Consider the following 16,232-nt stretch of genomic DNA (forward strand, 5'->3'; position numbering starts at 1 on the left):
TCAGGCCGCCTCGTCGACCAGCAAGGCGCCGGTCGGCAACCGCCCCATGACGGAAATGGCCTGCGAGGCCGCCGTGACGTCGCGCATCGGCGTCGAGTTCAGCGTCGCGACCATGACGATCTCGTCGACCATGGCGACCAGCGGCGAGGCGTTGAGATTGTCGGCCAGCGCGCCGCCGTCGATGACGACAAGGTCGAAATTGCGGCCCGCCTGGGCCAGCATGTGCTGCGTGAAATAGACGCCCTGCGCCTCGGAGAAGACGGCCGTTTGCCGGCCCCTGCCCAGCACCGCGACATTGCTGCCGGCCGTGCGCTGGCTCACCGCCTCGAAGGCATATTCGCCGCGCAGCACGTCGAGGAGACCGGGTTGCGGCTCCTTCTTGCCGCCGCTGGCGTTGTTGGTGTCGATGAACAGGACGCGGCTGCCCCTGGCGGCCGCGGCATTGGCGAGCAGCCGCGCCACCCTGCCCCGATGCGCGGCATCTTCCGGCGGCGACGTCAGCAGGACGGATGGCACCAGCGGCCAGTTCGGCGGACGCCGGCTGGACGCGAACAGGCGCCTCAGCGCCAGGCCCGCGACGGCATCTGTCTTCTGCCCGGCTGCGGCGCTACCGCCGAAAGGCCACCAGCGGCGACGGGATGATTTTGCCGGCAGCACGCCGAACACCGGCGCGTCGATGGCCGATTGCATCTGCGCGCTGGAAAGCACGGTCGGCGAGGAATATTCCAAGATCAGCGCGAGCGCGGTGCCTAGCCCCAGCCCGCCGAAGAGGGCGCCGAAAAGCAGCAGCGGCAAAGGCGGCCAGCTCTTCTTCAGGGCGGGCATGGCGTTGGAGATGATGCGCGCATTGGTGCTGTCGACATTGATCTGCTCGCGCGTTTCCTGCGCCCGCTGCAGATAGGTGGCGTAGACGGAGCGCACCGCCTCGAGATCGCGCTGCAATTCGCGCAGCTTGACCGAAGCCTGATCGGTGTCGAGCGACTTGCTCTTCATGCCGGCGACCTTGGCCTCCAGCGCCTGCTGGTTGGCCAGCGCCCGTTCATAGTCGGTTTCGGCGGCGGCGCCGATGCGGCCGAGCTCGCGTGCGATGAGGGCGCGCGTGTCGCGCAGCTGCTGCTGGGCGGCGATCATAGAGGGGTGGCGCGGTCCGAGTTCGGTGCCAAGCTGCGAGACCTGGTCGACAAGCGTCGCCTCCTGTGCCCGCAGGCTCGAAATCACCGACGAGCGCATGGCTTCCGAGGTTGCGTCCGGCGCGCCGCCGGAGCGGCGCAGCTGGTCGACCTGTGCCTTCAGCGCCGCGGTGCGGCTCTGCGCAGCCGAAAGCTGCGTGTTGATCTCGGTCAGTTCCTGGTCGCTGACCAGATTGCCCGCCGCCATCACCATGTTGTGGGCGGATTTGTAAGCCTCGACGGCGTTTTCGGCCTGCTGCACGCGCTTGCGCTGTTCGTCCAGCCGCGCGGTGATGGAATCGGAAGCATCCGTGGCCATCTTCGCGCGCGCGCTCGCCTGGTCGGCCAGGTAGGCCTGCGCGATGGCATTGGCGAGCTTCGCCGCCTTGTCTGCGCTCTTGGCGTTGACGATCACGTCGAGCACCAGCACCTTGTCGGCCCGCTTCACCGCCAGCCGCCGGCGCAGCGCATCGAGCGTCTTGCCCGTCCTGTCGGTATCGGCCGACCCCGAGCCCAGCACGCCGCCAAGCAAACGGCTCAACAAACCGCCCTGCCCGTTGAATTCCGGATCCTCGGTCAGCTTGGTCGCCTCGATGGCCTTGAGCAGCACGCCCGTCGACTGAACGACACTGACCTGGCTTTCCACCATGGTGATGCCGCCATCGGGCGGAACGCGGCTCGGATTGACGTCGTTGGTGACCACCTGCAGGTCTTGCGGATCGATGAGGATTTCCGACACGGAACTGTAAAGCGCCGGCGTGAGCAACCCATAGGCCAGCGCCCCGAGAGTCAGCAGCGCGGCGGTCAACAAGATCAGGAAACGGCGGCGCACCAATATGCGCTTCAGGTCACCCAGTTCGACGGTCGAGGATGCATAGGACGCCGTCGGCACGGGCTCCGGGGCAGCATATTGCATGGCCTCGGGAGCATATTGTTGCGGCAACGAGAGCAGGGATGATTGCAAAGGTCGCTCCGACAACACTCCATGTGCCCCAAAAGATTAGATTGCGGCCTAAGCCTAGCTATTCCTTCAACTGTTAAAACACTGTTAATTATGTTGAGAGCTCTTCTGATTTTTGGCAGGGCGTTTACGCATTTTTGGCATGGAGTTTGCGTAATATTAGCACAGGCGCTGATACGGGCGCGAGCGAGCAGGAGACGAATGGAAATGGGGCAGCACTTAAGTCAAGCCCAACCGTGCCGCCGTCTCCCCTGCCCTGAAATCGAACACCGGCCACATACAAGACATCACAACGCCAAGGGTGCGACATGCAAGTGAGCCTGCGCCTGGACAGCGAATGCGTCCGTGCTTTTCACCTGCTGCTGCTGCAGCGCCTGGCGGCACTGGCGCAGGTCGAGGTGTCCGTCGACGCCAGGCCGGCTGGAAGCGGCATTCCAGGCAGCGTCGCGGCATTGTTCCAGCTTGAAACGGTCCTCCACGGCCTGCCGGCGGACGGGCTGGCCAAGCGCCTGCCGCCGTCGGCGCTGGCGCCCTACCACACGCAGCCGCCCGCCTCCCCCGATCTGGTGCTCGACCTCTGCGGCGACGTGAGCCTGGAAGGAACGCGCGTCTGGCGCATCACCTATGACGGCGCCGCCGGCGAAGCGGCGCTGCTGGCGCTGATCCTCGACGGCCGCACGCCGATTGCCCGTATCGAGGAGAATGGCGCCACCGTCGCCGAGGGACGCCTGGGCACCGAATATGGCGGCATCGCGCTTTCTTCCTTCCAGGACATGCTGGCGCGCACGGCAAGCCTGATCCTCGCGGCCATGAATGGCACCGCGCGGGCCGTGCCCGTGCTGCCCGAACCGGCGCAGGTCGGTGCCTCGCCGCGGATACCCTCGACCACCAAGCTTGGCATCCGGGCGGGCAAGGCGCTGGCGCGGCGCATCGTCCAGAAGATCTACCACCTCTGCTACAACGCCCCGCACTGGAAGGTCGGCTGGCGCCAGACCAATGGCCGCGACCTCTACGACCTGCGCGCCCATCCGGCATCCGGCTGGCAGGTGTTGCCCGACGATGGCAGCCGCTTCTACGCCGATCCGTTCCCGATCCTCCACCAGGGACAGGTCACCCTGTTCGTCGAGGACTATATCCACCGTCTGGGGCGGGCCATCATCTCCGCCGTGCCCTTCGGCCCGACCGGACCGATCGGCCGTCCGGAGCCGGTGCTCGACCTGCCCTACCATCTCTCATACCCCTTCGTCTTCGAACGCGACGGCGAGGTCTGGATGGTGCCGGAAAGCTGCGCCAACCGCACCGTCGATCTCTACCGCGCCACCGCCTTCCCCGGCGGATGGGTCAAGGAAGCGACGCTCCTGTCCGACGTCGTCGCCAGCGACGCCACCCTGGTCGAGCACGGCGGGCGCTGGTGGCTGTTCGCCACCGTCCGCGACGGCGGCGGCGCCTTCTCCGATGCGCTGCATCTGTGGTCGGCACCCGACTTCCGCGGACCCTGGACGCAGCATCCCAAAAATCCCGTGCTGGTCGACATCGCCTCGGCGCGGCCGGCAGGCCGCATGGTCAGGCGCGGCAACGACCTGCTGCGCCCGGTGCAGGATTGCCGCAGGAGCTATGGCGCGGCCCTTGGCATCGCACGCGTCGCTCACCTTGATTTGAACGGCATGGAGCAGGTCGTCGAGACGATCTTAACTCCTGGCGCGCTATGGAGTGGGCGCAAGCTGCACACGCTCAACGAGGCGGGCGGACTGGAATTCATCGATGGCTCGGCGATCGCGCCGCGCTGGAAACAACAGGCCCGGCGTTAAGGTAAACAAGTGTTACTACCGGCCACGCGTGTGGGTTGCTTGAGGTTGATTAAGGGCTGGAAGATATTTTCCACCACAGATTGTGGAGTGAATCAATGACCAGCAGAAAGGGCAGCGACATGACCCCCGCTGAGGTTGCCCCGGGCGAAGTCGACGTGGCGATCATTGGCGCCGGAATGGCTGGCACCACCCTGGCAACGGTGTTGGGAAACGCCGGCCGCAAGGTGGCGCTGATCGACCCGCACCGCGTCCATCACGACGAGTTCCGGGCCGAGAAGATCGGCGCGAACCAGATGCAACTGTTCGAGAAGCTCGGTCTCGACAAGATGGTCATGCCTCTCGTCACCCCGTTTACCGACGTCGATGTCTTCCGCCTCGGTCAATTCTTCGCGCGTGAAAAAAAGTGGGAATACGCATTTTCCTACGGCGCGCTGATCAATGGCCTGCGCGATGCCTTGCCGTCGCAGGTACCGCTGACGGTCGGCAAGGTAACCGAGGTCTCGACCGGACCGGACCGGCAACGTGTCGTGCTGGCCGACGGCACCGTCATCAATGCCCGCCTGCTGGTGGTGGCCACCGGCTACAGCGAATTGGTGCGGCGCGCCATCGGCGTCGAGCGCATCGAACTGTCGAAGGCGCATTCGCTGTCCATGGGCTTCGACCTCGCCATTGCGCCGCGTGACTGCGCCTTTCGGGCCGTCACCTGCTACGGCAAACGGGCCTCGGACCGCATCGCCTATCTCACCGTCTTTCCCATCGGCGACAGGATGCGGGCGAACATGTTCGTCTATCGCACCGTCGCCGAACAGTGGACGCGGGATTTCCGCGCCGATCCGCAAAAGATGCTTTGCGAACTGATGCCCGAAATATCAGCGCAGTGCGGCAATTTCGAAGTGGCGAGTCCCGTCGAGGTCAGGCAGGTCAATCTGACCACGACGCAAGGCCATCGTCGCGACGGGGTCGTCTTCATCGGCGATGCATTCGTGACGACATGCCCGACTCCGGGCGTCGGCATCGGACGGGTCATGATCGATGTCGATCAGCTCCATTCGGTCCACATCCCGCGCTGGCTGGCAACGCCAGGCATGGCGGCTGACAAGATCGGCGCTTTCTACGACGACCCGGTCAAGGTGGCCTCGGATGCGGAAGGCATGCGCGTCAGCGTCTACGCCAAGCAGATCACCACCGAAACCGGACTGGAATGGCGCGTGCGGCGCCTGCGCAACAACACGGCGCGCCAGCTGATGATCATCGGCCGCAAGATGCGCCATCTGGGACCGCGGCGGCAGCCCGGTATGGCCTGAGGGTCCTCCCACTCTCTCCCGCCATCGAAGGCAGAGGCGTGTTCCCTTCTCCTTCCACAGAGGAGAAGGGACGCGCGCCAGCCTTGGGGTTGGGAGAGCATCTGGCATCCTCTGGGATTAGCCGGCGCACCTACGATTGAAAACCGTTCCGTCGCGATCCTTCACACCCCCTCTGTCCCGCCAGCCTTAAGGCCTTTTACACCTTGACGTGGCGGCACCTGCCGCAGAAATGAGGACACCCCCAACTGCAGCCCCGCCTTCCGAGGCCGCCGGCGATGTCGACATCGACATGGTTCATGCTTTCAAGCGTGATGGCGGCTATTGCGGGTTTGCGGAATGCGGGCCGCTGCCTGGCGAGCCAACGGATTCCCGCATCAAAACCTTGCAAGGCTCGAGCCGCGCGGTCGGCGGCCCCTCCTCGCCTTCAATCCTGGCAAACAGTGCTTCCATGGCGTGGCCGGCGATCTGGCGCACCGGCTGCACCACGGCGGCGATGGCCGGCCATGTCACCTGCATCCATTCGGCGTCGTCGAAGCCGACCAGCGAAATGTCGTTGGGGCAGTGCCAGCCACGCCGCCGGAACTCCGACAGCGCCACCAGCGTGCCCTTGAGGAACAGCGAATAGACGGCCGTCGGGCGCTCGCCTTTTGCAAAATAGTCGCGCAGCTGTGCCCTGAGCGGCTCGACATCGCTTTCGGCCAGCACGACATCGATGCGCACATCCGGCGCCAGTTGCAGTGCGGTGGTGCGAAACCCGTCGAGGCGGGCGCGCACCGTCGCCGCCTGCTCGCCAAGGCCGACGACAAGGATGTGACGATGGCCCTTGCCGATCAGTTCGCGCGCCACTTCGGCGCTGGCGGCGGCACTGTCGGCCGACACCGTGTCGAAGGCGTCGTCGGAGAGCACGCGGTCGATCAGCACGCCGGTCATGCCATTGACCTTCATGAAGGCGGCCGCCGGGCCATGCTCGTTGCGCACCGGCGCCAGCACCACGCCGGCCACGCGCCAATCATGCATGCGGGCGAGGATTTCGGTCTCGCGCGTTTCGGATTCGCGGCTCGACGCCGCCACCAGCGTATAGCCGCGCTGTTCGGCGAGGCTCTCGAGCTGGGTGACCATCTGGCCGAAGAACTCGCTTTCGAATTCCGGCATGATGGCGCCGATGATGCGGCGCTTGGCCCGGCGCATGTCGGAGGCCAGCGGATCGACTCGATAGCCCAGTTGTTCGATGGCGTCGAAGACGCGCTGCGCATTCTCGGGCTTGACCGTGGCGACGCCGGCCATGACCTTGGAGACGGTGGCGGCCGACACGCCCGCGCGGCTTGCCACATCGTGGATCGACGCACGCCGCTGCTGGTCCCGCCTATGCGCCATTGCTCCTCCTCCCGAGGCGCGGACAGAGGTATTTTCTGCCCGCCGGAGAAACGAGTAAATCGATTTTTCGCAGTTGTAAATCGGTTCATCGGCGGTATTTTAGCCACCGATCCCATGTCGCCCGAAACGCACGGCGTTTTGGGACAACGGCTTGGGTAAAGCAAAAATGCGCGACAGCATCGCGCCGGGAGGAATCGTCGTGCCAAACAAGGATTTGCCGCTGGTGATCAGCGCGCCGGAACCGCGCTCGCTGGAACTGATCTTCACGCCGCCGCAGCTGGCGCGTTTCAAGGCGAAATACCGCGTCGTCGAGACCACGGCCGATGGCGTCGCCGAACTGCCGGCCGATGTGGTGGCGCAGGCCCGCTATATCGTCGGCCAGCCGCCGCTTTCGTCCGAGACGCTGGGTCGGATGACTGCGCTGCGTTGCGTCTTCAATGTCGAGACCAACCTCCTCAACAACATGCCTTACGAGACGCTGTTCGCGCGCGGGATTCATGTCGTCACCACCGGACTGGTCTTCGCCGAGCCGGTGGCCGAGCTTGGCCTTGCCATGGCGCTGAACCTTGCGCGCGGCATCGTCGATGCCGATCTCGCCTTCCGCAAGGGCGAAGAGCTGTGGGGCGGCGACGGCAACCAGACGGCGCGGCTCCTGTCCGGCGCCGATGTCGGCATCATCGGCTTCGGCGATCTCGGCCGCGCGCTGAACCGGCTGCTGACGGGTTTCCGCGTCAGCACCAAGGTGTTCGATCCCTGGCTGCCGCCGTCGATCCTGATCGACAATGGCGTCGAGCCGGCATCGCTTGACGACGTGCTGACATCGAGCGACTTCGTTTTCGTCGTCGCCTCGGTGACCTCCGAGAACCAGGGTTTTCTCGGCGCGGATGCCTTCGCCTCGATGCGCAGGGGCGCCGCCTTCATCCTGCTCAGCCGCGCCGGCGTGGTCGATTTCCCGGCCTTGATGGCGGCGGTGAAGAGCGGCCACATCGTCGCCGCCAGCGATGTCTTTCCAGAGGAGCCGTTGTCACAGGATCATCCCGTGCGTGCCCTGCCCGGCTTCCTGCGCTCGGCCCACCGCGCCGGCGCGCTCGACATTGCCTTCAAGCGCATGGGCGACATGGTGCTGGAAGACATGGACCTGATCGACCGCGGCCTGCCGCCGCTGCGCTCCAAGCGGGCGGAACGCGAGACGGTGTCGAGGATGCGTTCCAAGCCGGTGGACAGGAACTGAGGGGAGGCCCGCGGGTTTCTTGTTGTGATGGAACGATCGTCCGGCTGACAGGTTTTGCAATAGGTCGGGCGGTGGGACGCCTGGCCTACTCCAGAAGGCCCGTCACGATTCGCGTCGGTGGCGGGCCTTTTCGTTTGCGGCGCTCTCCAGGGCGTGCGGAACCTTCCCAACAAAGCGACGTTGGTCCTTGCCGGTCAGGCAGACAATTCGCAAAAAAGGAACATTCCATGGGAAGCACCAGTGACAAGGCCTCGGGTCTCGCCAATCAGGCCGTAGGCAAGGCCAAGGAAGGCGTCGGCAAGGCCGTCGGCAATGACCGCCTGCGCGCCGAAGGCGCGGCGCAGGAAGCCAAGGGCAAGGTCCAGAAGGCCGTCGGCGACGCCAAGTCCGCCGTCAAGGACGCGACCAACAAGACAGCGGCCGCGATCAACAAGAACCTCTGAACATTCCTCGCTTCAAAAGACAGGTGAAGGCCGCCGTCGAACCGGCGGCCTTCTTCATTCGCGGATTTGAAATCGGCAGGGAACACATCGCCTTCCCAGAGATTGAGGAACCAGCGCAGCCCGCGCATTGACCCCAGGGATTTTCAGTCATGGCGAAGCAAGCATCCAAATTGGCCGGGACGGCCGCGACCATCCACGATCAGAAACTGCAACGCGGCGAAGGGGGCGAACTGCACCAGACCGCGTCCGGTTCGACCAAACTGCTGACCACCGCACAGGGCGGCCCTGTGTCCGACGACCAGAACTCGTTGAAGATCGGTGCCCGTGGGCCAACCGTGCTCGAGGACTTCCACTTCCGCGAAAAGATCTTCCATTTCGATCACGAGCGCATTCCCGAGCGCGTCGTCCATGCGCGCGGCTATGGCGCGCACGGCTATTTCGAAACCTATAAATCGCTGGCCAAATACACCCGCGCCGACATCTTCCAGCGCGCCGGCGAAAAGACACCGGCTTTCGTGCGCTTCTCCACCGTTGCCGGCAACAAGGGCTCCGCCGATCTTGCCCGCGACGTGCGCGGCTTCGCCGTCAAGCTTTACACGCAGGAAGGCAATTGGGACATTGTCGGCAACAACATGCCGGTGTTCTTCATCCAGGATGCGATCAAGTTTCCCGACCTGATCCATGCCGCGAAGGCCGAGCCGAACAGCGACTTCCCGCAGGCGCAGACCGCGCACGACAATTTCTGGGATTTCATCTCGCTCACGCCGGAAAGCATGCACATGATCATGTGGGCGATGTCCGACCGCGCCATCCCGCGCTCGCTGCGTTTCATGGAGGGTTTTGGCGTCCACACCTTCCGGCTGCTCAACGCCAAGGATGAATCGACCTTCGTCAAATTCCTCTGGAAGCCCAAGCTCGGCCTCCAGTCGGTCGCCTGGAACGAGGCGGTCAAGATCAACGGCGCTGACCCCGACTTCCATCGCCGCGACCTCTGGGACGCGATCCACGCCGGGAATTTTCCCGAATGGGAACTGCAGCTGCAGCTCTTCGACCAGGCGTTCGCCGACAGCTTCGACTTCGACATCCTCGACCCGACCAAACTCATCCCCGAGGAGGTGCTGCCGCCGATCGCGGTCGGCCGGCTGGTCCTCGATCGCATGCCCGACAATTTCTTCGCAGAGACCGAGCAGGTGGCGTTCATGACTCAGAACGTGCCGCCCGGCGTCGACTTCTCCAACGACCCGCTGCTGCAGGGCCGCAATTTTTCCTATCTCGACACGCAGATCAAACGGCTGGGCAGCACCAACTTCACCCACATCCCGATCAACGCGCCGAAATGCCCCTTCCACACTTTCCAGCAGGACGGGCACATGGCGATGCGCAATCCGGCCGGCCGGGCCAACTACCAGCCCAATTCATGGAATGAAGGCCCGCGCGAATCCCCGCAAAAGGGTTTTCGCTCCTTTGCCGAAGCCGAAGCCGGGCCGAAGGCCCGCCTGCGACCGGAAAGCTTTGCCGATCACTACAGCCAGGCACGCCAATTCTACATCAGCCAGCACCCTGTGGAGCAAGGCCACATCGCCTCGGCGCTGACCTTCGAATTGAGCAAGGTGCAAACACCTGTTATTCGCGAGCGTATCGTTTCCCACCTTCTCAACATCGATGATGCGTTGGCTCGCAAGGTGGCCGACGCGCTTGGCTTGAAGGCGATGCCGAAGCCCGCCGATGCGGCGGTGCCCACGCGCCGCGATCTCCCGGCGTCGGACGCGCTCAGCATCCTCAAGAACGGCCCCGGCCGCTTCGAGGGCCGCAAGCTCGGCATCCTGGTGACCGACGGCACCGACGCCGCTTTGCTGAATACGCTGAAGCAGGCGCTGACCAAGGCCGGCGCCAAGTTCGAAATCATCGCGCCGAAGGTCAGCGGCGCCAAGGCGAGCGACGGCAGCTGGATCGACGGACAGCAGATGATATCAGGCGCGCCGTCGGTGCTCTACGACGCCATTGCGCTGTTGCCGGCAAAGCCTGCAATGGCCGACCTCTTGAAGGAATCGACCGCCCGCGACTTCGTCGCCGATGCCTTTGCGCACTGCAAATTCATCGGCTTCGTCGAGGCGGCGGCCCCGCTGCTTGACAAGGCCGGCGTTGCCGAGGACGAGGCGGTGATCCCGCTTGCATCCGCTGGGGATGTCGCGGGCTTCATCACCAGGCTCGGCGACCTGCGCCTCTGGGCACGCGAGCCGAAGGTGAAGCTGGGCTGAGCGACGGACTGAACCTGGCTGCGACCGCGCCTCCGTAGCGTAGGCGCAGCCGGATCCAGCCGCGCGTGCAGCCGATCAGCAACCTGGCGAGTGAGTGTCAGGCGGCACGGCCGAACTCGTTCTCGACGATATCGAGCAGCAGGCCATTGTTGTCGGCGCCGACAGGCGCTCTCGACCGCCAATCGCAGGCTGAGCGGTCGAATTCGATCGGTGCCGCATAGAACTGGGCGAAGCCAAGCACCAGCCGTTCGGCGTCCGCAATCGACAGGTCGCAATGGCGTGCGGCCAGTCCATCGGCCAGAACCGGAACGTTGACGATTCCAAAATCGTAGATGGTCTTGATAAGCGTGCGATTCAGGTCGTCACGCAATTCGATCGGGTAGTTGTGCATGGCAAACTCCTGTCCAATGGACTGGGTTTTCCCTCACTTTCACCATGCGCCCCGCCATTCGTTAACGCAAGACAATTGTCAAGAAATTGTTAATAAAATCAATTAGTTAGTATGTTTAGTCGGTGACGTAACCCAAGCACTTTGAGCCGATGATGCAACAAATGTGTTTGACTATCTCGGAACCAAACGGGCCATTGGCAGATTGTGAGGCACATAAGTCACTTACTCATTCGGCTCACCGGCCGCATCGCCGGAAGAAGGGACCTTCGCAATGGCTGACAATCTCGAGCGTCCTGAACGCCTGCAGGTCATGCTGAACGAGGAAGAATTCGCGGCCCTCGACACATGGCGTTTCGACAAGCGCATGCCGAGCCGCGCGGCCGCCGTGCGTGAACTGCTGCGTCGTGGCCTGGCCGCCGAGGGCTTTCTGCATGCCAACATCGGCACGCGTTCGGGCGATTTCGGCCTTCTGAATGGCGAACAGGAAGCCCGCAAGACGAAGCCTTCGGATGCGTGAGGAGCACGCCTCGGCTGGCGCGAAGCGATCCTTCGCCGGCCGGGCATGCTGCTGATCCACTACAACAGCCGACAGGCGTGCACGCCGGCCTGGACGTGGCGCCAGGTGATCTGCGCGAATGGCACACATTGCCGGCTTGGTGCACCAACTGCTCGCATCACGCCGAGCCAGCCGGACTGATCCGGCGATACGGCAAGGGAGCGCTGTTCAGCAGCGTTGAGCGGGCGCTTCTTTGCACGAGTTGCAAACAAGGGCGGCCCGGTACGTCTGGAGATCCATAAGCTGCCGAGAAATTGAGTGTTTAAGGCAGACTTGATGGAACATTAGCTCTTCCTAAAGATTGATGCGAGCGACAGGTGGTGCCCTCCATCTCCTGCCGAAGATCGGGCCTCCGATCGGCCCGCGCTTTTTCTCCGCCAGAGGGGCGCGGGCTTCAATTCTGCAAGGGGTAGAGATGGCCGCCACAAGCTATGTCGTCAGCGTCTTCGACAAGCAGCATTGGCGCACCATCCTGACGACTGGGGACAAGGGAGAGGCCGAGGCGCTAGAGCAGGCGATGAGCCAAGATAGCGTAAGGTGCGTGTCGAAGAGATCACGCCGAAGGCGAAGAAGCGCTCTAGATGTAGTCAGGTTTCGACCGCCTGAAAATCCGATATCGGTGGCGAAATCACCGTTTTCTCATGTGGCGTTCAAACATCGCCAGCTTATGTTCGTAGCCAATGCGCACCTTTGCCTTGCAGCCATCGCATTTGAAACTGCCGATGGTCCTCACCCACGAACCCATTTTCACCGTTGGGTGAGCACAGGCCGGACATTGAAACTCTATCGCCACATCGCGCAGTTCATTTGATAGGGGCATCTGCATCTCTCTCGGATTGACGAACCCGTCGCCCCATTCACGGCAGCGACGGGGCCCCTAGGGATTGCGGGACTTGCTGGAGCGTTGGAACCCCTGCCGCTCTAGCAACCTGCACTGACGTCTAATGTTCCCTCATATATTGCGTCAGACCTTTGCCTATCACGCCCAAGACTTTAGTCCGTCGGTTTTGGCAGCTACCCCACGCGCTCATATTGCTCATTGCGCTTCGCACACGCCCAAGTCGTGCCTTCCGAGAAAGTCATCTTCTAGAGCGAAGTCCGACATTGAAACCACCTTCAATGGCATCAAAGACCGGCTTGGAATGATACCGAAATTTGCCCGGCCACCTCTAACATTTGATATTGAGAACGGCTTCGGACGAGCGTTATAAAAATGGACGTTTCCCATTGCTTTCCAGGGAGCTTGCGATGGATAACGTGATGCCGAACGGCAAGGTTTGCCCTTGCGTGGAAGTGGTCGAGGCTTGCGGCGAATGGTTCGTCCGCGTGGTTGAGGAAGACCAGGAACTCACTCGATCTTTTGAGATCGAACCCTTTGCTCTGGCCTTCGCCGAAAGCCAGAGGATGCGTCTGGGGCTTGCCGACTTCAAACGGCTTTAGGGCCCTTGGGCTTCAATATCCGGGCCTCTCGCAAAAGCGAGGTCCAGCTATGCGGCCCAAGGAAAGCGACAAGCTCGCGGGCCTGCGCCGTGGTGACGCCGGTTTCATTGACCAGACGGCGAACGGTGTCGTTCGTCACAGCCGTTGGCTTCTCTTGCTCGTCAACCATGTTTCGGATGTCCCTTCCGTGCGACCCAACGATCGGCCGCACGCAATGGTTCCTGGCCTGAGCAAGGATTATCCCCCGGCCCCTCGCCTGCCACGCTATTGTCCAAAGGTCCCATTCGCGACGGCGCGATCTTGTGCGAGATTGGCGCAATATAAGCAATTGCTTAAAAATGGTTCGGACGGCTGTCGAGGGGGCGGTGTCGTGCCAATTCGCAGGAATCTTGCCGCGAATCTGCGACGGCTGGTCTCCGGCCATCCGTCGGTGGCCGCCGTATGCCGCGGACTGAACATGAACCGCTCGCAGTTCGAACGCTACCTGCAAGGCAAGAGCGTGCCCAACCGGGCGACCGCCAAGCTGATCTGCGACTATTTCGGCATCGACGAGGATGAATTGTACCGTGCGCCGGAAGTCTCCGCGCCCGAACGCAAGGCCCTGTTGCCGACCCACCAGGCGCTCTACGAGAACATGGTGCGCGGCCCGGCTCCCGCCATCGCCGGCGGCGCCTACTTCACCTACTTCACCGTTCCGGACCGTCCCGACCTTGTCATGCGGTCGGTCACCTTCGTGCGGCGCGAGGCCGAGCTGGTGACTTTCAGGCGCGTGACCCGCTGGGCCGACGGCTATCGTCAAGGCAGGCCGCAGGCGTTGGGCTGGCACTATGGCGTCGCCATCTCGCGGCTGAACTGGATCTATTTCGTCGGCGTCAACCGCCGCCAGACCAGGGAGCCGTCGCTCATGACCGTGCAATGGGCACCCTTCTCGGATCCGGTCCTGGTCGGCAAGGCCTTCGTCCTGACCGGCTCCGGACCGGCCTGCGTGTCGGTCATCATGCGCCAGGCAGTCGGCAGGATCAGCCTCCGGCAGATGCTGGGGATGTGCCGGCCCGTCAGCCTCGACGACCCGCTCCTCGACCAACTCGTCGCCAGCCTTGTGCGCGAAGGCCAAGCCATCCCAGCGTAAGGTGTGAAACGGTCTTCCCGGTAAAGCGCATGGCACTCCTCCCCTTGGGAATCGCGCCGAACATGGAAATGCGGCGGCTAGGCATTTCCGAGAAACGATGAACCGCTTTAGACTGGCATCCCCGGCGGACAGAAGCCGGGAGCAGCAGGGGTACGCGATGCTCAACAGCTTCGACTATGGCGGCAAGGAAGCCGAAACGGTGCACGCGCTGGAGGAGGACATCATCTTCGGCCGGCTGGCGCCCGGTACGCGCCTGGTCGAGGATGTGCTATTGGCCCGCTTCCCGGTCTCGCGCCACATCATCCGCCAGGCGCTGTACCAATTGGAGAGGCTGGGCATCGTCACCCGCGAGCGCAACAAGGGCGCCATGGTGCGCCGGCTCTCGCCCGAGGAAGTGCGGCAGATCTACGAAGTGCGCGAAATGCTGCAACGCCAGGCGGCGCTCATGATCCCGCTGCCGGTCGGCGAGGCGCTGATCGCGCAACTGGAAGAGATCCACCGCATCTATAGCGGCCATGTCGACAATGGCTATCTCAGGGGCATCCACGAGGCCAATGACCGCTTCCACCTGACCATGTTCTCGGCGTGCGGCAATGCCTATCTCGTCTCCTCGATCGAACATTACATGCGCCTCAGCCTGCCGGTGCGGGCCAATTCGCTGGCCGACAGGGAGAAGCTCGACGTCTCGCGCCAGCACCACGCGATGATGATCGAGGCGCTGAAGCGCCGGGACAATTGGGTACTGGCGCAGCTCTGCGTCGACCATCTGCAGCCGAGCAAGGTGTTTTATCTCCAGGAGATCGGGACGGCGGCTGGCTAGGGCCAGGTTGGCGCTGCCCCTCACCTGCCTGCCGGCAGGGCAATGAGGGGCGGCGCTAGCGGTAAAGATCGGCGAAAACAGCTAAAACCGCCCAGCTGAAAACGGCGCAAGTCTTTCGCTGTTGGGCCGGCGGCCGGCGATGAGGTCGCCCACCAGCCGCGCGGTGATGGCCGAAAGCGTCAGCCCGAGATGGCCATGGCCGAAGGCGTAGATGACGTTGGCATTGCCGGGCGACGGGCCGATGACCGGCCTCGAATCCGGCAGCGATGGCCGGAAGCCCAGCCATTTTGACGATGGCTGGCCCAGCGCGGGGAAGAACTGGCGCACGCCGCGATCGAGCAGCGCCAGGCGGCGCGGATTGATTGGCGAGGCCAGCCGGCCGAGCTCGACCGTGCCGGCGACGCGCAGCCGGCCGGCCATAGGTGTCATGTAGAAGCCGAGATCGACCGGGCACACCGGCCGCGTCAGCAACGGCGCCGGCGTGGCGAATTCCAGGTGATAGCCGCGCTCGGTTTCGAGCGGGATGCGGTCGCCGGCCTGTGCCGCCAGCGGCCGCGAGAAGGCGCCGGCGGCGATCACCACCTTGCTGGCGCGGAGCCGCAGGGCGGGACCGCTGAGCTCGACGCCACCGGCATCGGCCCGCAACGCTGTCACCTCGCCCCGCAGCAAGGTTGCGCCCCGGTCAGTGGCCGCTTTCAACAACCGCGCCATCATGGTCTGCGGATCGGTCAGGTTCATTGATTGCGGAAAGAACAGCCCGCCGCCTTGCACCGCCGGCAGGTTCGGTTCGAGTGCTGCCACTTCGCCGGGGCTCAGCACCGCCTGGTCCACGCCGAATTCGGCGCGCAGCGCCCGGCTCGACGCGCCGTCGGCAAGATCGCCCGGGCGACGATAGAGATAGAGGCAGCCATTGCGGCGCAGCAGATCCCGGGCATCGGCCTCGACAACCATCTCCTCCCAGGCCGGCAGGGAATCGGCCAGCAGGCCGGCCATCGCCACGGCGTTGGCACGGGTGGCGGCCGGCAGCGATTGCCTGACGAAGCGAGTGAGCCACGGCGCCAGATGCAGAAGTGCTGTCCAGCGCAGCGAGAAAGGGCTGTCGGCGTCGAGAAGCAGCTTTGGCAGCGCGCGCAGCACCGCCGGATTGCCGACCGGCATACAGGCATATTCGGCCAGCGTGCCGGCATTGCCATACGAGGCGCCGGAACCGGGCTCGTTGGGATCGACGAGCACGACTTCGCGGCCGTCGCTGGCCAGCCGCAGCGCCGTCGCCAGCCCGACCACGCCGGCGCCGATGACGGCGATCTCGACACTCTTCGAAGCTGTCACTTGTTGTTCCCTCAAGCCT

15 protein-coding genes are annotated in these 16,232 nt (G+C 63.9%); 10 read left to right on the top strand and 5 right to left on the bottom strand.

What is annotated here, in order from left to right; all coding sequences use genetic code 11:
• A complete protein-coding gene (locus AC1DPX_RS13120) occupies window positions 1-2,133 on the bottom strand; it encodes a GumC family protein (protein WP_477237133.1) in 2,133 nt (710 codons plus the stop codon).
• Between the two features lie 305 nt (window positions 2,134-2,438).
• Here AC1DPX_RS13120 and AC1DPX_RS13125 point away from each other — a divergent pair, with 305 nt between their 5' ends.
• On the top strand, window positions 2,439-3,938 hold the full coding sequence (locus AC1DPX_RS13125; RefSeq protein ID WP_477237135.1) for a glucosamine inositolphosphorylceramide transferase family protein: 1,500 nt from the start codon (window positions 2,439-2,441) through the stop codon (window positions 3,936-3,938).
• A 95-nt stretch (window positions 3,939-4,033) separates the two neighbouring features.
• Window positions 4,034-5,242, top strand: coding sequence for an FAD-dependent oxidoreductase (locus AC1DPX_RS13130; RefSeq protein ID WP_202358647.1), 1,209 nt, complete (start codon window positions 4,034-4,036; stop codon window positions 5,240-5,242).
• Between the two features lie 318 nt (window positions 5,243-5,560).
• Here AC1DPX_RS13130 and AC1DPX_RS13135 read toward each other — a convergent pair whose 3' ends face one another.
• Window positions 5,561-6,616 (bottom strand): LacI family DNA-binding transcriptional regulator, encoded by a 1,056-nt coding sequence (locus AC1DPX_RS13135; RefSeq protein WP_477237137.1) that lies wholly within the window; start codon window positions 6,614-6,616, stop codon window positions 5,561-5,563.
• Between the two features lie 199 nt (window positions 6,617-6,815).
• On the opposite strand from AC1DPX_RS13135, the gene AC1DPX_RS13140 reads away from it, so the two are divergent.
• The 3 genes from AC1DPX_RS13140 to katE all read left to right on the top strand — a co-directional run bounded on the left by AC1DPX_RS13140 (window position 6,816) and on the right by katE (window position 10,548).
• Window positions 6,816-7,847, top strand: coding sequence for a hydroxyacid dehydrogenase (locus tag AC1DPX_RS13140; RefSeq protein ID WP_477237513.1), 1,032 nt, complete (start codon window positions 6,816-6,818; stop codon window positions 7,845-7,847).
• A gap of 227 nt (window positions 7,848-8,074) precedes the next feature.
• A complete protein-coding gene (locus tag AC1DPX_RS13145) occupies window positions 8,075-8,290 on the top strand; it encodes a CsbD family protein (protein WP_019859538.1) in 216 nt (71 codons plus the stop codon).
• Between the two features lie 149 nt (window positions 8,291-8,439).
• Complete coding sequence (gene katE, locus AC1DPX_RS13150; RefSeq protein WP_477237139.1) at window positions 8,440-10,548, top strand: catalase; 2,109 nt, start codon at window positions 8,440-8,442, stop codon at window positions 10,546-10,548.
• 97 nt (window positions 10,549-10,645) lie between these two features.
• Here katE and AC1DPX_RS13155 read toward each other — a convergent pair whose 3' ends face one another.
• Window positions 10,646-10,939, bottom strand: coding sequence for a hypothetical protein (locus AC1DPX_RS13155; RefSeq protein WP_477237141.1), 294 nt, complete (start codon window positions 10,937-10,939; stop codon window positions 10,646-10,648).
• 271 nt (window positions 10,940-11,210) lie between these two features.
• Here AC1DPX_RS13155 and AC1DPX_RS13160 point away from each other — a divergent pair, with 271 nt between their 5' ends.
• The 3 genes from AC1DPX_RS13160 (at window position 11,211) to AC1DPX_RS13170 (ending at window position 12,935) form a co-directional block, all read left to right on the top strand.
• The gene (locus tag AC1DPX_RS13160) at window positions 11,211-11,456 is read left to right on the top strand and encodes a hypothetical protein (protein WP_202358643.1); all 246 of its coding nucleotides are present in this window, start codon (window positions 11,211-11,213) and stop codon (window positions 11,454-11,456) included.
• Window positions 11,457-11,910: 454 nt separating this feature from the next.
• Window positions 11,911-12,306 (top strand): hypothetical protein, encoded by a 396-nt coding sequence (locus AC1DPX_RS13165; protein ID WP_477237143.1) that lies wholly within the window; start codon window positions 11,911-11,913, stop codon window positions 12,304-12,306.
• A 437-nt stretch (window positions 12,307-12,743) separates the two neighbouring features.
• Window positions 12,744-12,935: a hypothetical protein gene (locus AC1DPX_RS13170; protein ID WP_244730794.1), complete on the top strand. Its 192-nt coding sequence runs from the start codon at window positions 12,744-12,746 to the stop codon at window positions 12,933-12,935.
• Here AC1DPX_RS13170 and AC1DPX_RS13175 read toward each other — a convergent pair.
• Window positions 12,922-13,104, bottom strand: coding sequence for a hypothetical protein (locus tag AC1DPX_RS13175; RefSeq protein WP_477237145.1), 183 nt, complete (start codon window positions 13,102-13,104; stop codon window positions 12,922-12,924). The genes AC1DPX_RS13170 and AC1DPX_RS13175 overlap by 14 nt on opposite strands.
• 201 nt (window positions 13,105-13,305) lie before the next feature.
• On the opposite strand from AC1DPX_RS13175, the gene AC1DPX_RS13180 reads away from it, so the two are divergent.
• Entirely contained in the window at window positions 13,306-14,064 is a 759-nt protein-coding gene (locus AC1DPX_RS13180; RefSeq protein WP_477237147.1) for a helix-turn-helix domain-containing protein, read from the top strand.
• A gap of 157 nt (window positions 14,065-14,221) precedes the next feature.
• Complete coding sequence (locus AC1DPX_RS13185) at window positions 14,222-14,884, top strand: GntR family transcriptional regulator (RefSeq protein WP_477237149.1); 663 nt, start codon at window positions 14,222-14,224, stop codon at window positions 14,882-14,884.
• An 81-nt stretch (window positions 14,885-14,965) separates the two neighbouring features.
• Here AC1DPX_RS13185 and AC1DPX_RS13190 read toward each other — a convergent pair whose 3' ends face one another.
• Entirely contained in the window at window positions 14,966-16,213 is a 1,248-nt protein-coding gene (locus AC1DPX_RS13190; protein ID WP_477237150.1) for an NAD(P)/FAD-dependent oxidoreductase, read from the bottom strand.
• Window positions 16,214-16,232 lie beyond the last annotated feature (19 nt).

It is taken from the genome of Mesorhizobium sp. 01N446, assembly GCF_056399285.1.